General features: G+C 42.4%; 20 protein-coding genes. 12 read left to right on the top strand and 8 right to left on the bottom strand.

Features of this window, described 5'->3' with window-relative positions; translation table 11 throughout:
• The first annotated feature begins 54 nt into the window (after nt 1-54).
• Nucleotides 55-489, top strand: a complete 435-nt coding sequence (locus tag C7B70_RS12105; protein ID WP_199192226.1) for a cupin domain-containing protein — start codon at nt 55-57, stop codon at nt 487-489.
• A gap of 161 nt (nt 490-650) precedes the next feature.
• On the opposite strand, the gene C7B70_RS12110 is transcribed toward C7B70_RS12105, so the two are convergent.
• Nucleotides 651-962, bottom strand: coding sequence for a WGxxGxxG family protein (locus tag C7B70_RS12110; RefSeq protein WP_106369300.1), 312 nt, complete (start codon nt 960-962; stop codon nt 651-653).
• Nucleotides 963-1,260: 298 nt separating this feature from the next.
• Entirely contained in the window at nt 1,261-5,952 is a 4,692-nt protein-coding gene (gltB, locus tag C7B70_RS12115) for a glutamate synthase large subunit (protein ID WP_106369301.1), read from the bottom strand.
• Nucleotides 5,953-6,432: 480 nt separating this feature from the next.
• On the opposite strand from gltB, the gene C7B70_RS12120 reads away from it, so the two are divergent.
• The 9 genes from C7B70_RS12120 to C7B70_RS12160 all read left to right on the top strand — a co-directional run bounded on the left by C7B70_RS12120 (nt 6,433) and on the right by C7B70_RS12160 (nt 15,247).
• Nucleotides 6,433-8,277 carry a phosphodiester glycosidase family protein gene (locus C7B70_RS12120; protein ID WP_106369302.1) on the top strand — a complete coding sequence of 615 codons (1,845 nt, stop codon included), beginning with the start codon at nt 6,433-6,435 and terminating at the stop codon, nt 8,275-8,277.
• Nucleotides 8,278-8,467: 190 nt separating this feature from the next.
• Nucleotides 8,468-8,884, top strand: coding sequence for a cupin domain-containing protein (locus C7B70_RS12125; protein WP_106369303.1), 417 nt, complete (start codon nt 8,468-8,470; stop codon nt 8,882-8,884).
• A gap of 140 nt (nt 8,885-9,024) precedes the next feature.
• The gene (locus tag C7B70_RS12130; protein ID WP_106369304.1) at nt 9,025-9,357 is read left to right on the top strand and encodes an iron-sulfur cluster assembly accessory protein; all 333 of its coding nucleotides are present in this window, start codon (nt 9,025-9,027) and stop codon (nt 9,355-9,357) included.
• 98 nt (nt 9,358-9,455) lie between these two features.
• On the top strand, nt 9,456-9,839 hold the full coding sequence (gene rpsL, locus C7B70_RS12135) for a 30S ribosomal protein S12 (RefSeq protein WP_009633761.1): 384 nt from the start codon (nt 9,456-9,458) through the stop codon (nt 9,837-9,839).
• A 269-nt stretch (nt 9,840-10,108) separates the two neighbouring features.
• Entirely contained in the window at nt 10,109-10,579 is a 471-nt protein-coding gene (gene rpsG / locus C7B70_RS12140) for a 30S ribosomal protein S7 (RefSeq protein ID WP_106369305.1), read from the top strand.
• A gap of 83 nt (nt 10,580-10,662) precedes the next feature.
• Entirely contained in the window at nt 10,663-12,738 is a 2,076-nt protein-coding gene (gene fusA, locus C7B70_RS12145; protein WP_106369306.1) for an elongation factor G, read from the top strand.
• A gap of 110 nt (nt 12,739-12,848) precedes the next feature.
• Nucleotides 12,849-14,078, top strand: coding sequence for an elongation factor Tu (gene tuf, locus C7B70_RS12150; RefSeq protein WP_009633764.1), 1,230 nt, complete (start codon nt 12,849-12,851; stop codon nt 14,076-14,078).
• 106 nt (nt 14,079-14,184) lie between these two features.
• Nucleotides 14,185-14,502 carry a 30S ribosomal protein S10 gene (gene rpsJ / locus C7B70_RS12155; protein ID WP_009633765.1) on the top strand — a complete coding sequence of 106 codons (318 nt, stop codon included), beginning with the start codon at nt 14,185-14,187 and terminating at the stop codon, nt 14,500-14,502.
• A 103-nt stretch (nt 14,503-14,605) separates the two neighbouring features.
• Nucleotides 14,606-15,247, top strand: coding sequence for an LON peptidase substrate-binding domain-containing protein (locus C7B70_RS12160; RefSeq protein ID WP_106369307.1), 642 nt, complete (start codon nt 14,606-14,608; stop codon nt 15,245-15,247).
• On the opposite strand, the gene pheA is transcribed toward C7B70_RS12160, so the two are convergent.
• From pheA to C7B70_RS12180, 4 genes are all read right to left on the bottom strand, one after another.
• Complete coding sequence (gene pheA, locus C7B70_RS12165) at nt 15,244-16,086, bottom strand: prephenate dehydratase (RefSeq protein WP_106369308.1); 843 nt, start codon at nt 16,084-16,086, stop codon at nt 15,244-15,246. The two genes, C7B70_RS12160 and pheA, sit on opposite strands and share 4 nt — an antisense overlap.
• 24 nt (nt 16,087-16,110) lie before the next feature.
• Nucleotides 16,111-16,731: a hypothetical protein gene (locus C7B70_RS12170; protein WP_106369309.1), complete on the bottom strand. Its 621-nt coding sequence runs from the start codon at nt 16,729-16,731 to the stop codon at nt 16,111-16,113.
• A 2-nt stretch (nt 16,732-16,733) separates the two neighbouring features.
• The gene (locus tag C7B70_RS12175; protein WP_199192227.1) at nt 16,734-17,954 is read right to left on the bottom strand and encodes a glycoside hydrolase family 10 protein; all 1,221 of its coding nucleotides are present in this window, start codon (nt 17,952-17,954) and stop codon (nt 16,734-16,736) included.
• Between the two features lie 84 nt (nt 17,955-18,038).
• Nucleotides 18,039-18,269, bottom strand: a complete 231-nt coding sequence (locus C7B70_RS12180) for a hypothetical protein (RefSeq protein ID WP_106369310.1) — start codon at nt 18,267-18,269, stop codon at nt 18,039-18,041.
• A 383-nt stretch (nt 18,270-18,652) separates the two neighbouring features.
• On the opposite strand from C7B70_RS12180, the gene C7B70_RS28750 reads away from it, so the two are divergent.
• On the top strand, nt 18,653-18,883 hold the full coding sequence (locus C7B70_RS28750; protein WP_369831858.1) for an IS1 family transposase: 231 nt from the start codon (nt 18,653-18,655) through the stop codon (nt 18,881-18,883).
• 23 nt (nt 18,884-18,906) lie between these two features.
• Here the strand turns inward: C7B70_RS28750 and C7B70_RS25920 are convergent, their stop codons facing one another.
• Together C7B70_RS25920 and C7B70_RS12190 are read right to left on the bottom strand one after the other, a co-directional pair.
• Nucleotides 18,907-19,230, bottom strand: coding sequence for a hypothetical protein (locus C7B70_RS25920; protein ID WP_146134035.1), 324 nt, complete (start codon nt 19,228-19,230; stop codon nt 18,907-18,909).
• A 4-nt stretch (nt 19,231-19,234) separates the two neighbouring features.
• Nucleotides 19,235-19,891 carry a phospholipase D-like domain-containing protein gene (locus C7B70_RS12190; protein ID WP_146134036.1) on the bottom strand — a complete coding sequence of 219 codons (657 nt, stop codon included), beginning with the start codon at nt 19,889-19,891 and terminating at the stop codon, nt 19,235-19,237.
• Between the two features lie 237 nt (nt 19,892-20,128).
• Here C7B70_RS12190 and C7B70_RS12195 point away from each other — a divergent pair, with 237 nt between their 5' ends.
• Nucleotides 20,129-21,016 (top strand): tetratricopeptide repeat protein, encoded by an 888-nt coding sequence (locus C7B70_RS12195; protein WP_106369311.1) that lies wholly within the window; start codon nt 20,129-20,131, stop codon nt 21,014-21,016.
• The last annotated feature ends 10 nt before the right edge of the window (nt 21,017-21,026 follow it).

Here is a 21,026-nt window from a genome sequence, read left to right on the forward strand (position 1 = left end):
AATTTTTCGGCTATGAATGAGTGATTACTTTAGTAGTAATCTAACTATCTTTGTATGGATGCAACACGCTGTATGATTTTGGTGGCTAAGTCTCCCCAAGACTACCAAGCTTTTTGGATTAGTCCCGGCGATACTAATAAGTTAGCGATCGTTTTTGATAGTGCTACAGCTAATGTTTCTTTAACAGTCTGTGTAGAAATCTTTGATATCGGGGGTAAAACTCCGCCAAATCGTCATCAACGTGCTGTAGAGATGTTCTTTATCTTAAAGGGTGAAGGCAAAGCAATTTGTGATGGTAAAACTGTAGCAATTAAAGCTGGAGACAGTCTTTTAGTGCCACCGACAGGAACTCATGTAATTGAAAATACCGGAAACACTCGCTTGTATGCTTTGTGTATCATGGTTCCCAATGAAGATTTTACCGAGCTTATCCGTAGTGGAACACCTGTAGATTTAGATGAGGAAGATATAGCGGTATTATGTGGCTAATTGCCAGGTATTGATTCCAGCTTAAGTTATCAAAATTAGTTGTTATTTTTTATTTACTAAATTGGCAAAATTCTCTGAATCAATCATGCAACGCATAAAAAAGCAGAAACGCGCGTTTCTGCTCTTGACCTAGGGAAAACTTTATTAACTAAATTAAATAATTAATATCTAGGAGTTGTTGTCGAATTTACTGTACCTGGATCGCTGTATGCAACAGTTTTTGGCTTACGAAATAAATTTGCTAGACCAATTAAACCAAGTAGTCCTAACCAACCCCAGTTATTGTTGTCGTTTTTGGTTTCTTGAAAAGGAGTAGTGTCTATAGTAGGCGCGTTGGATTCAGGACTTGTTTGAGTTGTAGTAGGAGCGCTAGGGTCGGCATTTTGCGCCGAAACAGGGAGAGATAAGGGCATAAGTGCCAAACTTGCAGCTATAACACTAGCACCAGCGATTTTAGTCAATTTAGAATTCATGATATTTCCTCTTTATGCTTAATACTTTGGTTGTTTGTAAATTAATTATTTTCTACAAAAATTTCCGTCGAGGTAGCAAACAACTTTCCACATTACTTTATCTAGGTTTTAAGTAAATAGAATCAATCTTTGGATTAAACTTTATTTACGTGCAAGTCTTCCTCTAGAAATAGAACAATTTTGAAAGGACTTCCTCACAACCATTTTGAGGTTTTTGAATTGTAAGTTATAAAAAATAGGAGGTGCAAAAGCGCCTCCCATAAGCAAAAAATAGATAAATTGTGCGATCGCGCCTTTTTTACTGTACAGAAAGCAGTTCTCTATCTGCTACAGCATGAGGATCGGCTTCCGGGGTATCAGCCTCCGAGGGCGGTACTACTTGCCAAAACTTAGGTAGATACTCCGACCAATTAGCTAGTATTTGCGCTGCTTTTGGCGATCCGGTACGTTCTAAATGAGCTTGAATTAGCTGCTGTAATTGACCTTCACCAGCCGTTGCAGCGTTTATTCGTTGCAACTTGACAATTTCTGGGTTGACTAATTGGGGAAAGTTGCCATCAGAGTCTAAAAAGTATGCCAAACCCCCAGTCATTCCAGCGCCGACATTACGCCCAACTTTACCTAACACAACAATTACACCCCCGGTCATATATTCGCAACAGTGATCGCCCGCGCCTTCAATTACCGCCGTACCTTTGGAGTTACGGACAGCAAAACGTTCGCCAGCTAAACCATTAGCAAACAAGAAGCCACCCGTTGCGCCGTAGAGACAAGTATTACCAACAATGACGTTTTGTTCTGGTGCGTAGGTTGCATCGGTGGGGGGAGAAATAATAATTTCGCCGCCGTGCATTCCTTTCCCTACATAGTCGTTAGCTTCGCCTTGCAGTTTTAATGTCATGTTAGGCAAGTTAAAAGCGCCAAAGCTTTGACCTACACTACCTGTAAAGTTAAGCTCTATTTGCCCCGTAAAGCCACTGTTTCCATACTGTGCAGCAATTTTTCCTGCGATTCTTGCGCCAACGGTGCGGTCTGTGTTGACTATTTTGTAACTTTTCTTAACGTTACTGGAATTACTAATAGCTGTTTGAACTTCCAGGTCGTCTAAAATTTGGTCATCTAGCACTACACCGTTGCTGTGTACTATTTCGTGATTTAACCAAGTGCGATCGCTCTTTGTATCGGGTAACACTGTCAAGCAATCGAGGTTAAAGTCTTGAGTCTTAGTAAGTTTTGCACCGTCTTTAACTTTGAGTAAATCCCCTCGTCCAATTACGTCTGTTAAAGAACGATAACCAAGTCTAGCCAACAAACTGCGGACTTCTTCGGCGACAAAGTAGAAGAAATTAACTACGTGTTCCGCCATCCCAGGGAAACGCAAGCGCAAATCTTCTCGTTGACTTGTAACTCCTACTGGGCAGTTGTTTGTATGGCATATCCGCGCCATAATGCAGCCTTCAGCGATCATCGCAATAGAGCCAAACCCATATTCTTCGCCGCCCATCAACGCGCCCATAATCACGTCCCAGCCGCTTTTAAAGCCACCATCAACGCGCAGAGTGACGCGATCGCGCAATTTATTTTCCATCAACACCCGATGCACTTCTGTTAATCCTAATTCCCAAGGACTACCAGCGTGTTTAATCGAACTTAGCGGCGATGCGCCTGTCCCGCCATCGTGACCGGAAACTTGAATAATATCGGCGTTAGCTTTAGCAACTCCCGCCGCAACTGTCCCAATGCCGATTTCTGCCACTAATTTCACCGATACTTGCGCTTGTGGGTTAATTTGATGCAAGTCAAAAATTAACTGCGCCAAATCCTCAATAGAATAAATATCATGATGGGGTGGGGGAGAAATTAGGGTTACACCAGGCTTAGTGCGGCGCAACATGGCAATGTAAGGACTAACCTTTTTACCTGGCAATTGTCCGCCTTCCCCTGGCTTTGCGCCTTGAGAAATTTTGATTTCAATTTGCCTAGCATTCATTAAATACTCTGGCGTTACTCCAAAGCGTCCCGCCGCCACTTGCTTAATTGCACTTGAAGCTGTGTCGCCATTTTTCAAGCCTTTTAAGTGGGGTAATAATTCCGATGTTCCTTCGGCAGTAACATCATCCAAAACCTTGTAACGTACCGGATCTTCGCCACCTTCACCAGAATTAGATTTACCACCAATGCGGTTCATGGCGATCGCTAAAGTTTCGTGCGCTTCCCGCGATAGCGCTCCTAGAGACATTCCCCCCGTGCAAAACCGCTTAAAGATTTCTGTTACTGGTTCAACTTCTTCTAAAGCTATGGGAGTGCGATCGCTATTTAAGTCCAGCAAGTCCCGTAATGCCGTTACTGGCTTACCTTCTAGATGTTTTTGGTAAGTTTCGTAATGATCGTATTGCTGACTTTTTACAGCTTTATGCAATGCCTTAGTCAATTCCGGGCTATTAGCATGATACTCGCCGCCTTGACGATACTGCACAAAGCCCAGGTTTTCTAGCTTTTTAATTGTCAATTGGGGAAAAGCTTTTTGATGGAAAGACAAAACTTCTTGAGCAAGTTCGCAGATACTCAAGCCGCCTAACCTAGAAGTTGTGCCATAAAAGCCCAATTTCAACAAGTCTTTACCAATCCCAATCGCCTCAAAAATCTGCGCTCCCTGGTAGCTTGTCAGTAGCGAAATTCCCATCTTAGATAAGATTTTGAGTATTCCACCTTCTACAGCTTTGCGATAATTAGCAAGCGCCGTATCTAAACCTATTGCGGCTATTTTCCCACGCTCCATAAATTGCTGGGTTTTGGGGTCAGACCACCAACTTCTAACGCTATCTAAGGCTAAATAAGGACAAATCGCACTTGCACCATAACCAATCAAACAAGCAAAGTGGTGGGTACTCCAACATTGCGCCGTATTAACGATTAAAGAAGCTTTCATCCGCAGTCCTTCACGGATTAAGTGATGGTGTACTGCTCCTACTGCAAGGAGGGGCGGAATATAAGTATCTTCAGTGTTTAGCGTAGCTTTGTCGCTGAGTACAAGGATTTTTGCTCCAGCTTTAACAGCTTCCGCCGCTTGCTGACACAGCGATTTTACCGCCGCTTCTAAACCATTTGGTCCGGTGGAGATTGCAAACAGCGTTGATAGTTGCGTAGTTTTGAATTGTGAAGCTTTAATTTCTGCTAATTCACTTTCTAGCAGGATGGGTGTATCTAGTTTTAGCTTTTTAGCATAGGCTGCTTTGGGTTCTAATAAGTTTCCTCTTTCCCCTAGTTCTATATTCAGCGACATTACCAAACTTTCGCGCAAGGGGTCGATTGCTGGGTTAGTTACTTGAGCAAAACGCTGTTTGAAGTAGTCGTACAATAAATGTGGCTTCTCAGATAGCACCGCTAAGGGTATGTCATCACCCATACAAAAAGTCGGCTCTTTGCCATCATTTGCCATTGGCTGAATAACCATCTCTACATCTTCTGTTGTGTAGCCAAAGGCGATTTGATGACGGAGCAAAGTTTGTCTATCTGCGGTGCTAGGTTCGGGTAAAGGAGTAGTATCTAATGGTTGCAGGCTTGGGGAACCGTTTTCAGCTTTTGTGGGTTTAATCGCAAGTTCTACCCGGTGTTGCTTTAGCCATTCTCCATAAGGATGCTGGGCTGCAATACGCTGTTTGATTTCCCAATTTTTTAGAACTTCATGAGTTTCTAAGTCTACTGCGATCATTTGTCCTGGCCCTAATCGCCCTTTTTCCAGAATATCGGCTTCGGGAAAGTCTACAACCCCAGCTTCGGAAGCAACAACAATATAACCATCTTTAGTTATGGTGTAACGAGCAGGTCTTAAGCCATTGCGGTCTAAGGTTGCGCCTACTTTTTTCCCATCGCTAAATACCAATAGTGCCGGGCCATCCCAAGGTTCTTGAATACCGCTATAGTATTCGTAAAAATCTGTAATTTCTGGGTATTTATCTAAATCTGGCTGATTTTTATAGGCTTCTGGAACCATAATCATCAAGGCTTCCAGAGGGCTGCGTTCTGACCTTACCAACAATTCTAGTACGTTGTCTAAAGTCGCTGAGTCGCTGTTATGAATATGTACGGTAGGCTTTAATTCCTCTAAACGGTTTTCCCAAACTGGATGATCTAAATCTGCCTCTTTCGCCATCATCCAGTTGATGTTGCCTAAAAGCGTGTTAATTTCGCCATTGTGTCCCAACAGTCGCATCGGCTGCGCTAAGGGCCACTTGGGCATTGTATTTGTACTAAAACGCCGATGATAAATCGCAAAAGCACTTTGATAAATGGGGTTTTTTAAGTCTGGGTAAAAATCACCCAATACTGCCGATCGCACCATACCTTTGTATACTATGGTACGGCTGGAAAAAGAGCAGAAATAACAACTATCTGCCTCTATTTGTTCAATACCTGCTAAAGCCTTACCAATCCGGCGACGGCTGATATACAACTGACGCTCAAGTTCATCGCCGACAAATTTAGACTCTACAATTAGTTGCTCAATTTGGGGCTGATTTTCCTTAGCTTGGATTCCCAAAGTTTGCGGCTGTACTGGTACTACTCGCCAGCCCAATAATTTTATATCTTCTTCTATTAAAATCTGTTTAGTAATTTGCTTAACTTGGTTTGCAATTTCTAAATTCTGGGGTAAAAACATCATCCCTACAGCCAAGTTCTCTTTTGATGGCATAGAGATATTTTGCAGGGCAAACCATTGTTGCAACAATTCCCAGGGAATTGCGGTCATAACTCCTGCACCATCACCAGAATCTTTGTCGGCGCTACAACCGCCCCGATGTTCTAAGCAAGTTAGGGCATTTAAAGCCTTTTCGATAATTTCGTGATTTGCTTTATTCTCGCAATTAGCAACTAAACCAACACCGCAAGCATCTCTTTCCTCTACCAACCATCGGGGTTCCATATACGTCAACGACTCTGTATTATTTATGTTGTGATTATTTGCAATTAAATCTTGCTGGCGTTCCATAGGCTAGTCCTAGCTTATTTATTTAATTAAGGATAGGTGAAAGTTATTGTAGGTATTGCAGTTAATGTTGCTAAAAGATAATAGCAATTTATTTTAGAGCGATCGCGCGTCATTGCTACAGTTTGCCTGAATGTATGGTTTTTAAGTAATTTTCACTAACTCACACTTATTTTTGAGTCAATACATTTTTTCAATGCAATCAAAAAACTCCGCGAACCTAGTAGTATTTACCACACCTACACCTTTATTTTACAATTTCTTCGCCTCAGTAATTAGCTTGGCAGCAAAAGGCTCAATCGGGTAAATTTAGCATTCCTTTGAGCCTGTCCAATTTAATCTCTTAATTACTGGGCAAGACTTAAAAACGTTGATGAGTATCAACTAAGGCATCCAGCCAATCTATATTATGACGTTAAAGCTTCAAACATAAGTCATTAATTTTTAATATTTAGCGCCCAATTCCTCTAAACTCGTTAACTCATGGTAAAAGGTTCAATTTTCAGCTTAACCGTTCGTCTCATTCCTTTTCAAACAAAAATTCTCTTACTACTGCTATGGGCGGCTTTAGGGCTGCTACTTACAGGGGAAGTGCGAAGCCCTGCGTACGCGCTTGCGCTATCGCAAATGCCGCTACCCACCTCAACCAACAAAGAAATTTTACTCAATAATCGCCCTTTAACGATCGCCTGGAGTCAGTGGGAACAAGCAGGTAAAACCCATATAGGTATTAGCGATACAGGTTTTGCTCAAATTCTCGGCGTAGATTTACTCAATACGAGCGATCCTACTAAGCAACCGATTCAATGGTTTAATGAACCAAAAACTAACCCCATTGTCTTAGCAACTAAGCTTAAGGGCGGATATCGTTACTTGGATGTAACTAATTTTACTCCCCCCGGTTGGCAGTTTGCGGTTAAAAATAAAGCCTTAGTAATTACTTCTCCCATAGCTAAAGTACAGGACATTCGGCTAGGAAAACAAACTTTTGGCGATCGCATTGTTATAGATTTAGATCGTCCTACCTCTTGGCAAGTAAACCAGCAAAGCACACCACCAAAGCCAAAAACGGTAATTAACGAGTTAGTTGGAATTGTCAAAGCGCAAGTAGCTAAACAAGTTTGGCTAATAACTATTGATGGTAGCGCTAACCCCTCCATAGCGCAGACTTTCACTGATTCCCCATCTCAAATAGAAACTACCCCAACTCTTACCAAGATTCGCCTCAATCTCCCCGTGGGGCTATCTCCGCGCGTTACTACCTTAACTAACCCCTATCGCTTAGTAATTGATATTCGCCCTGATGGGATGGTAGAGAAAAATATCCTTTGGGCAGACGGTTTACGCTGGCGACAACAGTATTTAAGCTTAGATGAAGATCGTTTCCCGGTGGTATGGCTAGAAGTTAACCCTGCTAAAAACCTTAAAATGCTGCCCTTTTGGAGCGAAGCTACAACCCTTGTGGGAACTGCTCCTTTAGTTAAAACCGCCGAGCGTTATCAGGCAGTTGCAGCTATTAACAGTGGCTTTTTTAATCGCAAAAATCAGCTACCTCTAGGCGCAATTCGCACCGATGGTAATTGGATATCAAGCCCAATTCTCAATCGTGGGGCGATCGCCTGGAACAATGGCAAAATAAAAATTGGTCGTCTTAGTATTCTTGAATCTGTAATTACCAATACTGGTCAAATACCGATTACAACTTTTAATAGCGGGTACGTCCAAAAAGGTGTCGCTCGTTATTCCTCTGCCTGGGGTACTAACTACACCCCTCTTACCGATAACGAAACTATTTTCATAGTTCAAAACAACACTGTTACAGCACAACTCCCCGGTGGAATTATCGGAAAAGCAACTTTCCCAATTCCTACCAATGGCTATTTGCTAGTAGTACGCGGTAATAATGTGTCCATTCCTATCGGTTCAATTCTCCGCCTTCAAAGCGCAACTATTCCCGCAGATTTTGCCGCTTATCCCCAAATCTTAGCGGCTGGCCCGGTTTTGATTCAAAATCGGCAAATTGTTTTAGATGCCAAATCTGAAGGGTTTAGCGATGCTTTTGTGAGAGAAAAAGCGATTCGTAGCGCAATTTGTACTACAGCATCAGGAAATGTTTTAATCGCCGCCGTCCATAACCGCGTTGGTGGTGCTGGTGCAACTTTGGCAGAAGTTGCTAGAGTAATGCAGCAACTAGACTGTACTGACGCACTCAATTTTGACGGTGGGAGTTCTACCAGCCTTTATTTGGGCGGACAATTAATTAATCGTTCGCCCAGTACTGCTGCCCGCGTACATAATGGATTAGGAATTTTTCTGCAACAACCTTAAGTTAAAAATTATTTCTATGTAAGCATTTTAAATTTTTAATTATGAAGACTTGATGTAGAATGCTAAATTTTTCAGTAATCCCCTTTCCTCAATGAGGATATTTTGTTATCGTTGGCTAGAATAAGTGCGCGATGCGTACTTTTGAGTTTTTAATCTGACACTGAAGCGTTTAGCAATTAAAGGAGAAAAAATGGTTCAACAAGTCAAAGAATCCCTAGAACCAGCATTAAACCTGCCTTCAGGTATAGCTCATAAAGGCGTTGCTGCAACAGAATTACGTCCTTGGGGATCTTTTACAGTTTTAGAAGAAGGACGAGGCTACAAAATTAAGCGCATTGAAGTCAAACCCGGTCATCGTTTGAGCCTGCAAATGCACCACCACCGCAGCGAACACTGGATTGTAGTCTCCGGTACAGCTAGAGTTACCTGCGGCGAAGAAGAAGTAATGCTAAGGAACAATCAATCTACCTACGTTCCTCAATGTACGAACCATCGTCTAGAAAACCCTGGCGTAATTCCTTTAGTCTTAATTGAAGTCCAAAACGGCGAATACTTGGGAGAAGACGACATCATCCGTTTTCAAGATGACTATGCTCGTGGTAAATAAAGGTTGCTCAAAAAGCAACTTTCTATATAAATATCTCCATATTTCCCCCTTTTTTAAGGGGGGTTAGGGGGGATCTCCTCTAATCTATCCCCGTTGCCAACTACCTAGGTCTACGCGGGATTTTGTTTATTTTTACCTCCATGATTACTATCAGTCCCGCCGCAATTAAAGAAATTACGCGCCTAAAATCAAAAGTTGGCAAACAAGAACTTTTGTTTTGCCTGGAAGTAACCCCCGGTGGATGTTCGGGTTGGATTTATAAGTTAGGTTTTACTACGCCAACTCAGAGCGATCGCCTGTATCAATCTAATGGTATTGATATAGTCGTAAACCTGGAGAGTATTAAGTATCTCAACGGCTTAACCCTAGATTACTCTGAAGACTTAATGGGCGGCGCTTTTCGCTTCTACAACCCCAACGCCGTAACTTTTTGCGGTTGCGGTAATTCCTTCTCTACCAGCGCCGCCACTTAAAAAATATCTACTTATTAATTGACACGAATCCCCAAAAATAGATATAATCAGAATTTGTAAAAACTTAGAACAGCAAAACATTAACTGTGCTGTAACTCATGCCAACAATACAGCAATTAATTCGCACCGAACGCCAAGTAGCCGACAAGAAAACAAAGTCACCAGCTTTGAAGCAATGCCCCCAGCGTCGGGGCGTTTGCACTAGAGTCTACACCACCACACCGAAAAAGCCTAACTCCGCACTACGGAAAGTAGCCAGAGTACGTCTAACTTCAGGCTTTGAAGTTACAGCTTATATTCCCGGTATCGGTCACAACCTGCAAGAACACTCCGTCGTCATGATTCGTGGTGGTAGAGTCAAAGACTTGCCCGGAGTAAGATACCACATTATTCGCGGAACCCTAGACACTGCCGGAGTTAAAGATCGTCGTCAAGGTCGCTCAAAGTACGGTACAAAGCGTCCCAAGCCTGCTGCTTCTTAAACTTTGAAATTAAATACAATTTAAGTAAGGCGACTGGTTTATTCAATCTCAGCCTTACTACCGTATTTAAAGAGCGTTGCCTCTCAATAACTAAATTGAGACGTACTCAGTAAAAAGCTTTATAAGTAACAATTAAAGACGTTTTAAACAGCGCTCTAGACAAAGATTGCTAAATATGTGGTGACAACACCAGCATCATTGTCAATTAATTTTAAGGCAAAGTCTCAAAATCTAATCCAGTTCATAGAAAAACCTTTACAGGCTAAGTTATGTCTCGTCGTACAGTAGTCCAAAAACGTATCGTTCCGCCCGACTCCGTATACAACAGCCGTTTAATCAGTATGATGATGCGGCGAGTTATGCGGAGTGGCAAAAAATCTATCGCCGCCGGAATTATCTACGATGCCATGAAAACCATCGAAGAACGTACCGGAACTGATCCTTTAGAAACCTTTGAAAAAGCTGTGCGTAATGCTACACCTTTAGTAGAAGTCAAAGCCCGTCGTGTTGGTGGCGCAACTTACCAAGTACCAATGGAAGTAAGGACAGAAAGAGGAATAACTCTAGCTATGCGCTGGCTAATTCAGTTTTCCAGACAGCGTCCAGGACGGACTATGGCAAGCCGTCTCGCCAACGAACTGATGGATGCAGCCAACGAAACTGGCAACGCGATTCGCAAACGAGAAGAAACCCACCGGATGGCAGATGCGAACAAGGCATTTGCCCATTACCGCTACTAGACGGTTTTCCGTAAAAGTAAAGAATCTTAACAGACAGTAGCATATAGATAAATGCGGCTAAAAATTTAAGGAGGCAGCTAACTGTGGCACGTACAGTCCCACTGGAAAAAGTACGCAATATCGGGATTGCGGCTCACATTGATGCGGGAAAGACAACAACAACCGAACGCATCTTGTTCTATTCAGGTGTTGTTCACAAAATTGGTGAAGTACACGAAGGAACAGCAACAACTGACTGGATGGAGCAAGAGCGGGAGAGAGGAATTACCATCACTGCGGCGGCGATTTCTACCAGTTGGAAAGATTACGCAGTCAATATTATCGATACCCCAGGTCACGTAGACTTTACTATTGAAGTTGAGCGCTCTATGCGCGTATTGGATGGGGTAATTGCCGTATTTTGTTCGGTGGGAGGCGTACAGCCTCAGTCTGAAACCGTTTGGAGACAGGCAGACCGCTACAAAGTACCAAGGATTGCTTTTATCAACAAGATGGATCGGATGGGCGCAAACTTTTATAAAGTTTACGAACAAATCCGCGATCGCTTGCGTTCAAATGCGGTAGCAATTCAATTGCCAATTGGGACTGAAAGCGACTTGAGCGGCATTGTTGACTTGGTGAGGATGAAAGCCTACATCTACAACAATGACCAAGGTACGGACATTGAGGAAACCGAAATTCCTGCCGATATGCAAGAAAAAGCCCAAGAGTTTCGCGCTCTGCTAGTAGAAGCCGCCGCCGAAACCGATGAAGTATTAGTTGAAAAATACTTTGAAGGCATCGAGCTTACCGAAGCAGAAATTCGTGTAGCCTTGCGTAAAGGCACAATCGCCGGGAAAATTGTCCCCGTCCTTTGTGGTTCGGCATTTAAAAATAAAGGCGTACAACTGCTCTTAGATGGGGTGATAGACTACTTACCTTCACCATTAGAAGTACCGCCAATTCAAGGATTGTTACCCAACGGTCAAACTGTCGAACGCCACGCGGACGACAACGAACCTTTGGCAGCTTTGGCATTCAAGATTATGTCAGACCGTTACGGTCGCTTGACATTTTTGCGCGTTTACTCTGGCGTGTTAAAAAAAGGTAGCTACGTCTATAACGCCACTAAAGATAAAAAAGAAAGAGTATCGCGCCTAGTGCTAATGAAAGCCGACGATCGCATAGACGTAGATGAGTTACGCGCTGGCGACTTGGGCGCAACTCTCGGTCTGCAAGACACCTTTACGGGCGACACAATTTGCACCGAAGCTAACCCTGTAATCCTTGAATCGCTGTTTATTCCTGAGCCTGTAATCTCGGTAGCTGTAGAGCCAAAGACAAAGCAGGACATGGACAAACTATCGAAGGCTTTGCAATCGCTCTCGGAAGAAGACCCAACTTTTAGAGTTAGCGTTGACCACGAAACCAACCAAACTGTAATTGCCGGAATGGGCGAATTGCACCTAGAAATTCTTGTAGACCGGATGCTTAGAGAATTTAAGGTAGAAGCAAACGTTGGTGCGCCTCAAGTAGCTTATCGAGAAACTATCCGCAAAGCTGTAAAGGCTGAAGGTAAGTTTATTCGTCAAAGCGGCGGTAAAGGGCAATACGGTCACGTCGTAATTGAAGTTACCCCCGGCGAACCTGGTACAGGATTTGAATTTGTTTCTAAAGTCGTTGGTGGTTCTGTACCAAAAGAGTACATCGGCCCAGCAGAACAAGGAATGAAGGAAACTTGCGAATCGGGAATACTTGCGGGTTACCCAGTAGTGGATATCCGCGCCACCTTGGTAGATGGTTCTTACCACGATGTAGACTCCTCGGAAATGGCATTTAAGATCGCTGGATCGATGGCAATTAAAGAAGCTTTCATGAAAGCTTCCCCGATACTGCTAGAACCGATGATGAAAGTTGAAGTAGAAGCGCCAGAAAACTACCTAGGGGATGTAATGGGCGATCTCAACTCTCGTCGTGGTCAAATCGAAGGCATGGGATCAGAACAAAATCTAGCTAAAGTAACGGCTAAAGTGCCTTTAGTAGATATGTTCGGTTATGCTACCGATATCCGCTCCAAAACCCAAGGTCGGGGTATCTTCTCAATGGAGTTTAGCCACTACGAAGAAGTACCTCGCAACGTCGCCGAAGCAATTATTGCTAAGAGCAAAGGAAACGCTTAATTAGAGTTAGGGATGTAAGTAATACGTTTTAAATTAGAATTAAAACGTATTACTTAACCCATGCTCAAAACTGTTCTAAACTCAAAGTTCAACACTTAAAACTAAATTCAATGGCACGCGCAAAATTTGAAAGGAATAAACCCCACGTCAATATCGGTACGATTGGTCACGTAGATCATGGCAAAACTACGTTAACAGCCGCAATTACAATGACATTGGCGGCTCTAGGACAAGCTACAGGTCGCAAATATGCGGATATCGATGCCGCTCCTGAAGAAAAAGCGCGTGGCATCACAATTAACACCGCTCACGTTGAGTATGAAACCGCAGGTCGTCACTACGCCCACGTAGATTGTCCCGGACACGCTGACTATGTAAAAAACATGATTACTGGTGCGGCGCAAATGGATGGCGGTATTTTGGTAGTATCGGCGGCGGATGGCCCCATGCCCCAAACCCGCGAACATATCTTGTTAGCCAAACAAGTAGGCGTTCCTAATCTAGTTGTGTTCTTAAATAAAGAGGACATGGTAGACGATGACGAATTGATGGAACTTGTAGAACTTGAAGTTAGAGAACTTCTCAGCGACTACGATTTCCCCGGCGACGATATCCCCATTGTTAAAGGATCGGGGCTATTGGCGTTAGAAAAAATGACCGAAAACCCCAAAATGCCAAGGGGAGAAGATAAGTGGGTAGATAAAATTTACGAACTTATGGAGGCTGTAGACGCTTACATTCCTACTCCAGAAAGAGACATTGATAAGCCTTTCTTGATGGCGGTGGAAGACGTATTCTCGATTAAAGGTCGCGGTACCGTTGCGACAGGGAGAATTGAGCGCGGAAAAGTCAAGGTTGGCGACTCTGTGGAACTTGTCGGGATTAGAAATACCCGCACAACCACCGTTACCGGGATCGAGATGTTTAAAAAGAGTCTTGATGAAGGAATGGCTGGAGACAACGCAGGCGTACTATTACGCGGACTTGAGAAAGAAGACATCGAGCGCGGAATGGTAATTGCTAAACCTGGTTCGATTACTCCTCATACTCAGTTTGAAGGGGAAGTATACGTTCTGAAGGAAAAAGAAGGCGGTCGCAAGACTCCATTTTTCCCTGGCTACCGCCCACAGTTTTATGTACGGACAACCGATGTAACTGGCACAATCCGCGCGTTTACCTCTGATGACGGTAGCGAAGCTGAGATGGTTATGCCTGGCGATCGCATCAAAATGACTGTAGAACTAATCAACGCGATCGCAATTGAGCAAGGTATGCGCTTTGCAATCCGCGAAGGTGGTAGAACTATCGGCGCTGGTGTCGTATCAAAAATCTTGAAGTAACCCAAGTTACTAATTACCTATAGCAGAAAGGCAGTACCCGTAAGGTACAAGGCTTTTCTGCTTTTTAACTGTCTTTACTAAAACTTGAACCTAGAAAACTAAAAAAATGGCAACCCTTCAGCAGCAAAAAATTCGCATTCGTTTAAAAGCTTTTGACCGTCGCTTGCTTGATACTTCCTGTGAAAAGATTGTAGAAACAGCAAATCGTACTAACGCCACCGCCGTAGGGCCAATACCACTACCGACAAGACGGAGGATTTATTGCTTATTGCGATCGCCTCACGTAGATAAAGATTCGCGCGAACACTTTGAAACCCGCACCCATCGCCGGATTATTGATATTTATCAGCCTTCTGCTAAAACTATTGATGCGTTGATGAAACTAGATTTACCATCGGGTGTTGATATTGAAGTGAAGTTATAAAAAATCAAGTTTGCCTTTTAGAACGGCTAAAAGGCAAATTTATTTGGGATGTCTGTAAAGAAATTCGTTACAGTAAAAGCATTACGGTTTCTATCGATATCCGATGACATCTCCTTCAAAAATTGCGGTGCGCGAACTTCCTTTATTTCCTCTACCAGAAGTAGTCCTTTTTCCTGGTAGACCTTTACCTCTACATATATTTGAGTTTCGCTACCGGATCATGATGAATACGATCTTGGAAAGCGATCGCCGTTTTGGAGTTTTGCTATACGATCCGGTACGGGGACAAGTTTCCAACATTGGCTGCTGTGCGGAAATCGTGCAGTATGAGCGATTGCCAGATGATCGCCTGAAAATGTTTACTTTGGGTCAGCAAAGGTTTCGCGTGTTAGAGTACGTGCGCGAGAAGCCTTACAAAGTTGGTTTAGTTGAATGGATGGAAGACAACCCACCAGAACAAGACTTGCGACCTTTGGCAACAGAAGTAGAACAGCTTTTACAAGACGTGGTGAGGCTGTCAGCGAAGCTAACCGACCAAAACATCGAATTACCCGAAAATATCCCCGAACTGCCTACAGAGCTATCTTACTGGGTCGCTAGCAATCTTTATGGGGTTGCATCAGAGCAGCAAGCATTGTTAGAAACCCAAGATACAGGCATTCGTTTAAAGCGAGAAGCAGAAATTCTGACTTCCACTCGCAACCATTTAGCGGCACGTACGGTGTTGAAGGACACTTTTAATTAGAGCGATAGGATATTGTAACTGCCGAAGATTTTAAGGGTGTCAGCGTACTCGGCAAGTTCCGATAGGGCTGCTTGCACGAGGGGGGAAGTAGTATCGCCTTCTAAATCTAGGAAAAAAAGATAGTCACCGAGCGATCGCTTGCTGGGACGAGATTCGACGCGGCTAAGATTAATGTTTCTTTGAGCAAACATTTGTAAAGGCTTAACTAACGCTCCGGGGACATTTGCTTTGGCGCTAAAGGCTAGGCTGGTATGGCTTCCGGTAACGGGTTGCCCAGATGAACTTAGCACCCAAAAGCGCGTACAGTTGTCGGGATAATCGTTAATAGAACTAGCTAAAATTGGCACGTTGTAAAGTTCTGCTGCGCGAGGAGAAGAAATTGTCCCGGCGTTTAGTTCTTTGTCAAGTTTTTCTAAAGCTTCAGTAGTAGAATTAATGGCGATCGCTTTAACGTTGGGTAAATGCTGTTCTAACCATCCTTGACACTGCGCCAAAGCTTGGGGATGAGAGTAGACGATTTCGAGGTTGTTAATTGATGGAGCTTTTGATAATAGGGCGTGAGTAATCGGTAACACTAAAGCTAGAGTAATTTTTAAGTTATCTAATTGCCATAGCATATCTAGAGTAATAGCAACGCTACCCTCAATAGAGTTTTCTACCGGGACAATGGCTAAATCTACTTGACTATTGGCGATCGCTTTTAAAGTTTTGGCAATACTTGGATAAGGACGTAAAGTAGTTTCTTGTTGAGTTTGGGGCAAAAACATACTTACATATGAATTTGCTGCTTGTTCAGAATAAGTACCCGAAGGGCCCAAATGACCGATAGATATTGACATAAAATAAAGTAACAAAGCTATGAACTAATATATTGCCTTGTTCGGTAAGTTTTTTTGTTCTAATCCATACAAATTATCTAAGCGTATTAGGGCAAAACCTGCGATCGCGGAACTTGCAACCCAAGCTACTGCTAAACCAATTAATTCTCCTAAAAATAGCCGTGTAACTTGGCGCAAAACTCCACTGACACTCCAACCTAGAACTAAACCAATTCCCCAGGAAACTGCAACTATTGGTATTAATAGCAGAGTTTTTTTGCATCGTTGACGCAAAACGAGCCATTGCCCAATTCCTAGCAATGCGCCTGCTTGTAAGCCATTTAATAAGCCAAAAATCACTCTCGGTTCTAAGTACAACGTTCGGGGAGCCATCCAACCAATTGCACCTAAGTTACTAGCACCAATTAAGCCCCAACTTACAATACTCATTAAAGCCCACCAAGGGGCAATGTTTTTGCTGCGCTGCTCTAATATCATTCCTTGGGCTAAACCAATGATCGCACCCCCAATAAGACCTTCTGTAGCTTTGATGTGTGGTCTGACATCAATTTCAATTAAGCATAAACTAACTATAAAAGCAGCCAAAGTAGCTAAGATCCATTGCAGCCAGAAACCGCAGTCAGTTTTAATATATTTAATAAACATAATTATTTCTTAGGCTTAGGAGCAGAAAAAAGCGAACTAAACCCATTGCGGCGCTCTTGGGGAGATTCGGGCGTTATGTAACCCCACAAACTTTCCCAGTAAAAAAAGGATACTCCACTGTAACCGCGATCGCGCACCCATTGAACTTGTTGCTTAATTTGTTTAAGAGTTACTGGATTAGTTACCGATCCTGTTAGTATTCCGATACCAACAGGGATTTTTTTTCGCGCAGTTTGTAGAGCGGTTTGTTGCAACTCGGCGATAAAACTTTTGCGATCGTTGCGGTAAATTTGACAGATTAATTCTTCTACTAACCCCCGATTTACCCAAGTTTGCCAATCTTGCAAAGTTGCTCTGTAAGCGTAGTCTTGAGGATTGGGAGACAACGTAACTAAACACTCTGGTTTTACAGCCTTAACCGCTTTGTAAACCCGCTCCATAAAATTTGTGAGCTTGTCGGCTCGCCAACGCAGCCATTGCGCGTCTTGGGGGTTGTTGGGGGGGTTTTTACCTTGGTGTTCTTGTTGATATAGAGCAACAGTAAAGTCATCGTAGCCAAAATCGCTAGGTAAACCGAAATGATCGTCAAATTGAACCCCATCTACATCGTATTTGGTGACAACTTCGACAATCATATTCAGCATAAATTGCTGTACTTCTGGATGGAATGGATTGAGCCATACTCCTTTAGTCAGCATCGGATCTACTACTTTGGGATTGGTAGCTTTTGGTTGGTTGACATCTACAGTGATTTTACTGGCGTTGCGACGTGCTGTTAACCAATCAAGATGACGTTTAACCAAAGCGGAGTTAGGGGGAGCCATAAAACCGTATTCAAACCAAGGGATAACTCGCAAGCCTTGGCGGTGTCCTTGTTTGACTATTTGGGCTAAAACATCTTGGTTGAGTTTGAGAACTTGTAATGATAAATCGCGATCGCGCCCAGTTACTTTTTTAGCTACTAAACTTGGATAAAAAGTATTTCCCCGATTCCAAACTACAGGATAAATAGTATTAAATTTTAGTTTAGCTAATTGACTTATGGCGCGGTTAATGCCCCAAGGAGTATATAAAACGCCACTGGCGACATTGGTTAGCCATACTCCGCGTAATTCTGTTGGTTTTGGGATAGCTTGAATGGGAGAAACTTGAGCGAAGTTAAGTGCGATCGCAATTCCCAAGCCTATCAAGCAGATAATCCATTTATCAATCCTTTTACTCAAAATATTTTTACAAGCGCTCTCGCTCGGCTTTAGTTAGGTGCTTTGCAATTTTTGTCAAGCTACTTTACTTTCTACTTGGCTCAATTATCCTAATTTATTTAGGCGATCGCTATCTAGAAGAGCCGTCAAGTTAACATTTTTCTCATCTTCGGCAATCAACAACGCCCCAAGCTTCACCAAATCATGATGCTGTGCATCTTTAGCGATCGCTCGAGTCGATGGCGCACAAGCCGCCGCCCGTAAAATTGCCAACTGCGACTGAGTAACGCTGTTACCGTTGCGATCAACCCAAATTAACGAATAGACCTCTTGCAAAAGTCAAGTTAAAGGAGGATTTAAACCTAAAGTAAGCTCATAGTTATAAAGGTAAGCTATTAAATTAAATCTCCATCCAAATCGTTTTCTCCCTGTTGCGATATTGCCCTTACAAAATCCTAAACTTTTTCAACTGTGCAAATAAATTTTAAATTAATATTCGTTCTTGAGTTAACTCTCTATTAGCTTATTTATCTAAAGGATAAATCTTATCTTTTCTAGGCTTATTTTTAGTCAAACGCCTAAAAAAAGACGATATTTCTGAATACCTTGATATCCCTTATCTGCTAAACATTTAATTTCTCTGTTAATTCTTACTCTACTTTTTTTGTATAATTTAAAATCATGTTCTTTCCCCTTTCCATAAGCAAAAACTGTTTAGAATCAAGCGCTACTGTACAGATGGGTGGGGAACTAATGAGCGCCATCTTCCCATTGAACTCCATGAAGTAGGGAAGCAGAAAACTCAGACAATTGAGCGTAAGCATCTGAGTTTGAGAACGAGAATTAAGCGACTAATGCCTAAGACAATCTGCTTTTCTAAGACAGAGTTGATGCACGAGCTAGTAATTAAACTATTTATAAATCGCTACGAGTTCGGGTTGTTAATTTAGGAGTAAATAACAAATCTAAAACACTACCGAATTTCTTTCTGTTGCCATTCTTGTGCTATTACTAACGACCAAAATAGAAATATTATTAGTAACAATGAGAAGAATCCATCACTCACTATTGATGTATTCATCCGCATTGTAAAATGACTCATTGGTGCGTATAAATAATGGAGCGGAGTAATAACTCCAGTAATAGCATATACGAGTAGACAGATATATGCCAGATCCCATTTCTGCTGACAATAGAGCCAGTAGCCCAGAACACCAATTACTGTAAACAACAGCCAAGATATCCACACCACGTTGGGACTTATCCAAGTAGGTACGGGATATTGATCGAAGGACACATAGTTATCCCAGTAGTGGATTCCAGTTGATATTAGATTGGTCAATAAGACGATTAGTAGCCACATTTGGGATTGTATGAGTTTCATGATTTTGGTTATCAAAGATGAAGTCATATAGTCGGTTGTAAATTACACTGGCACTATTACCTGCGCTTGCAAGTCCTGGTAAAGTAAGGTTGCTATTACCCAAAGAGACTACCGTAGGCGTATTTGGATCGTGACGATGAACTAGGTATAGCTTGGCGTGGAGGGGATGACGCAAAAATAGTTTAACAACTACTTTTCCAGTTTTAATTTGCCGACTTAACCGCCGCAAACCCGCTTCATCTTGGTTTGAAGGCGCACCAATGATTAGTTGTTGGCGCAATTGAGCAGCCATTTGTTTTTTATAGCGCAAGATAGAACTATTATCGATACTGTTACGACTTCTCCCCAAAGCAAAAGCTGTATAAACTTCATCGCTAGGCAAACTCTGCATCCCAATCAGCAGACGACAACACAAGTTTTCGCCGCCGACAAATTGCTCAATGGAATCGTCAATTTTTTGCCAGCCTCGGAGATTAAAACAGCCTATACAAAAATCTGCACGATAAGAGACTTTGAGTGTCTCGCGTAAATTGGGTAATAAAGGTAACTCTATGTTGTCAAATATTCTTGGCATTTTATAGTTGCTAGTTTTGTGGGGAATTTTGGCTGCTAAATCGAAAAATTTAGATAAATTTATTGGCTATCAAAACTCTTAGTTTAACCAAGTGCGATAGCGCAAGCGCGCCCGGTTAAGGGCTTCGCGCTTATTTCTCAAAACTTTGCCCTAAAAATCTGGAATGCCCTAACCAGAGATTGTAAGATTATATACCAGCCAACATTTACTAATTCAAAGCTACTATCATCAAATACTATGAATCGCCTTCAAACTAGCCTCGCCATCGTCGGAATTATTGGTATTTTGAGTGGACAACCTGCGGCTATTAGCGCCCAATCTACACAATTACTAATTGCTCAACAGAGCGAAAAAACCTATGTAGATCGAGGAATAAAGAAGTATGAGCAAGGTGACTACAAAGGAGCAATTGCAGACCTTACAGCAGCAATTAGGCTCAATCCCAATTCTGATATCGCCTACGAATACCGTGGTAATGCTAGAGATGATAACGGAGATCCAACGGGTGCGATCGCCGATTATCAGCAAGTGCTAAAGATTAATCCTGAAAACTCTAGCACCTACTACAACTTAGCTGTTACCTATACAAAACTAGAAAACTACAAGGGTGCGATTTCTAGCTATACCAAAGCTATTGAGTTAAACCCCGATTACGCCGAAGCTTACGAAAATCGCGGTAATCTTGTTGATGACCAAGGCAATCATCAAGCTGCTCTTGAAGATTATAAACAGGCTATACGAATTAATCCTAGTAATGCTAGTGCTTATTACAACCAAGGTATTACTTACAGTCGTCTCAAAGACAATCAAGGGGCGATTTCTAGTTTTAACCAAGCTATCAAACTCAAACCCGATTACTTTGCTGCTTACAATGGACGAGGTAGCACTTTTGCTCGTTTGGGTGATTTACAAGCAGCCCTTAAAGATATTAATCGAGCGTTGCAAATTAACCCTACTGCGGATACTTACTACAATAGAGGTCTGCTGTATGTTGAACTAAAAAACAATCAATTAGCACTTAAAGATTTTCAGCAGGCTGCAAGTATTTATAAACAACAACAGCAAACAAAAAATTACCAAGATGCTTTAGACCAGATTAAAGAACTTCAACAAGCATCACTATAAGTTTGCAATA

Origin of the sequence: Chlorogloea sp. CCALA 695, assembly GCF_003003885.1 — a bacterium.
Lineage (GTDB): Bacteria > Cyanobacteriota > Cyanobacteriia > Cyanobacteriales > Chroococcidiopsidaceae > Aliterella.

Coding starts and splice junctions, on each gene's coding strand:
- C7B70_RS12105 (WP_199192226.1), top strand. CDS start 55: ATGGATGCAACACGCTGTATGATTTTGGTGGCTAAGTCTCCCCAAGAC.
- C7B70_RS12110 (WP_106369300.1), bottom strand. CDS start 962: ATGAATTCTAAATTGACTAAAATCGCTGGTGCTAGTGTTATAGCTGCA.
- gltB (WP_106369301.1), bottom strand. CDS start 5,952: ATGGAACGCCAGCAAGATTTAATTGCAAATAATCACAACATAAATAAT.
- C7B70_RS12120 (WP_106369302.1), top strand. CDS start 6,433: ATGGTAAAAGGTTCAATTTTCAGCTTAACCGTTCGTCTCATTCCTTTT.
- C7B70_RS12125 (WP_106369303.1), top strand. CDS start 8,468: ATGGTTCAACAAGTCAAAGAATCCCTAGAACCAGCATTAAACCTGCCT.
- C7B70_RS12130 (WP_106369304.1), top strand. CDS start 9,025: ATGATTACTATCAGTCCCGCCGCAATTAAAGAAATTACGCGCCTAAAA.
- rpsL (WP_009633761.1), top strand. CDS start 9,456: ATGCCAACAATACAGCAATTAATTCGCACCGAACGCCAAGTAGCCGAC.
- rpsG (WP_106369305.1), top strand. CDS start 10,109: ATGTCTCGTCGTACAGTAGTCCAAAAACGTATCGTTCCGCCCGACTCC.
- tuf (WP_009633764.1), top strand. CDS start 12,849: ATGGCACGCGCAAAATTTGAAAGGAATAAACCCCACGTCAATATCGGT.
- rpsJ (WP_009633765.1), top strand. CDS start 14,185: ATGGCAACCCTTCAGCAGCAAAAAATTCGCATTCGTTTAAAAGCTTTT.
- C7B70_RS12160 (WP_106369307.1), top strand. CDS start 14,606: ATGACATCTCCTTCAAAAATTGCGGTGCGCGAACTTCCTTTATTTCCT.
- pheA (WP_106369308.1), bottom strand. CDS start 16,086: ATGTCAATATCTATCGGTCATTTGGGCCCTTCGGGTACTTATTCTGAA.
- C7B70_RS12170 (WP_106369309.1), bottom strand. CDS start 16,731: ATGTTTATTAAATATATTAAAACTGACTGCGGTTTCTGGCTGCAATGG.
- C7B70_RS12190 (WP_146134036.1), bottom strand. CDS start 19,891: ATGCCAAGAATATTTGACAACATAGAGTTACCTTTATTACCCAATTTA.
- C7B70_RS12195 (WP_106369311.1), top strand. CDS start 20,129: ATGAATCGCCTTCAAACTAGCCTCGCCATCGTCGGAATTATTGGTATT.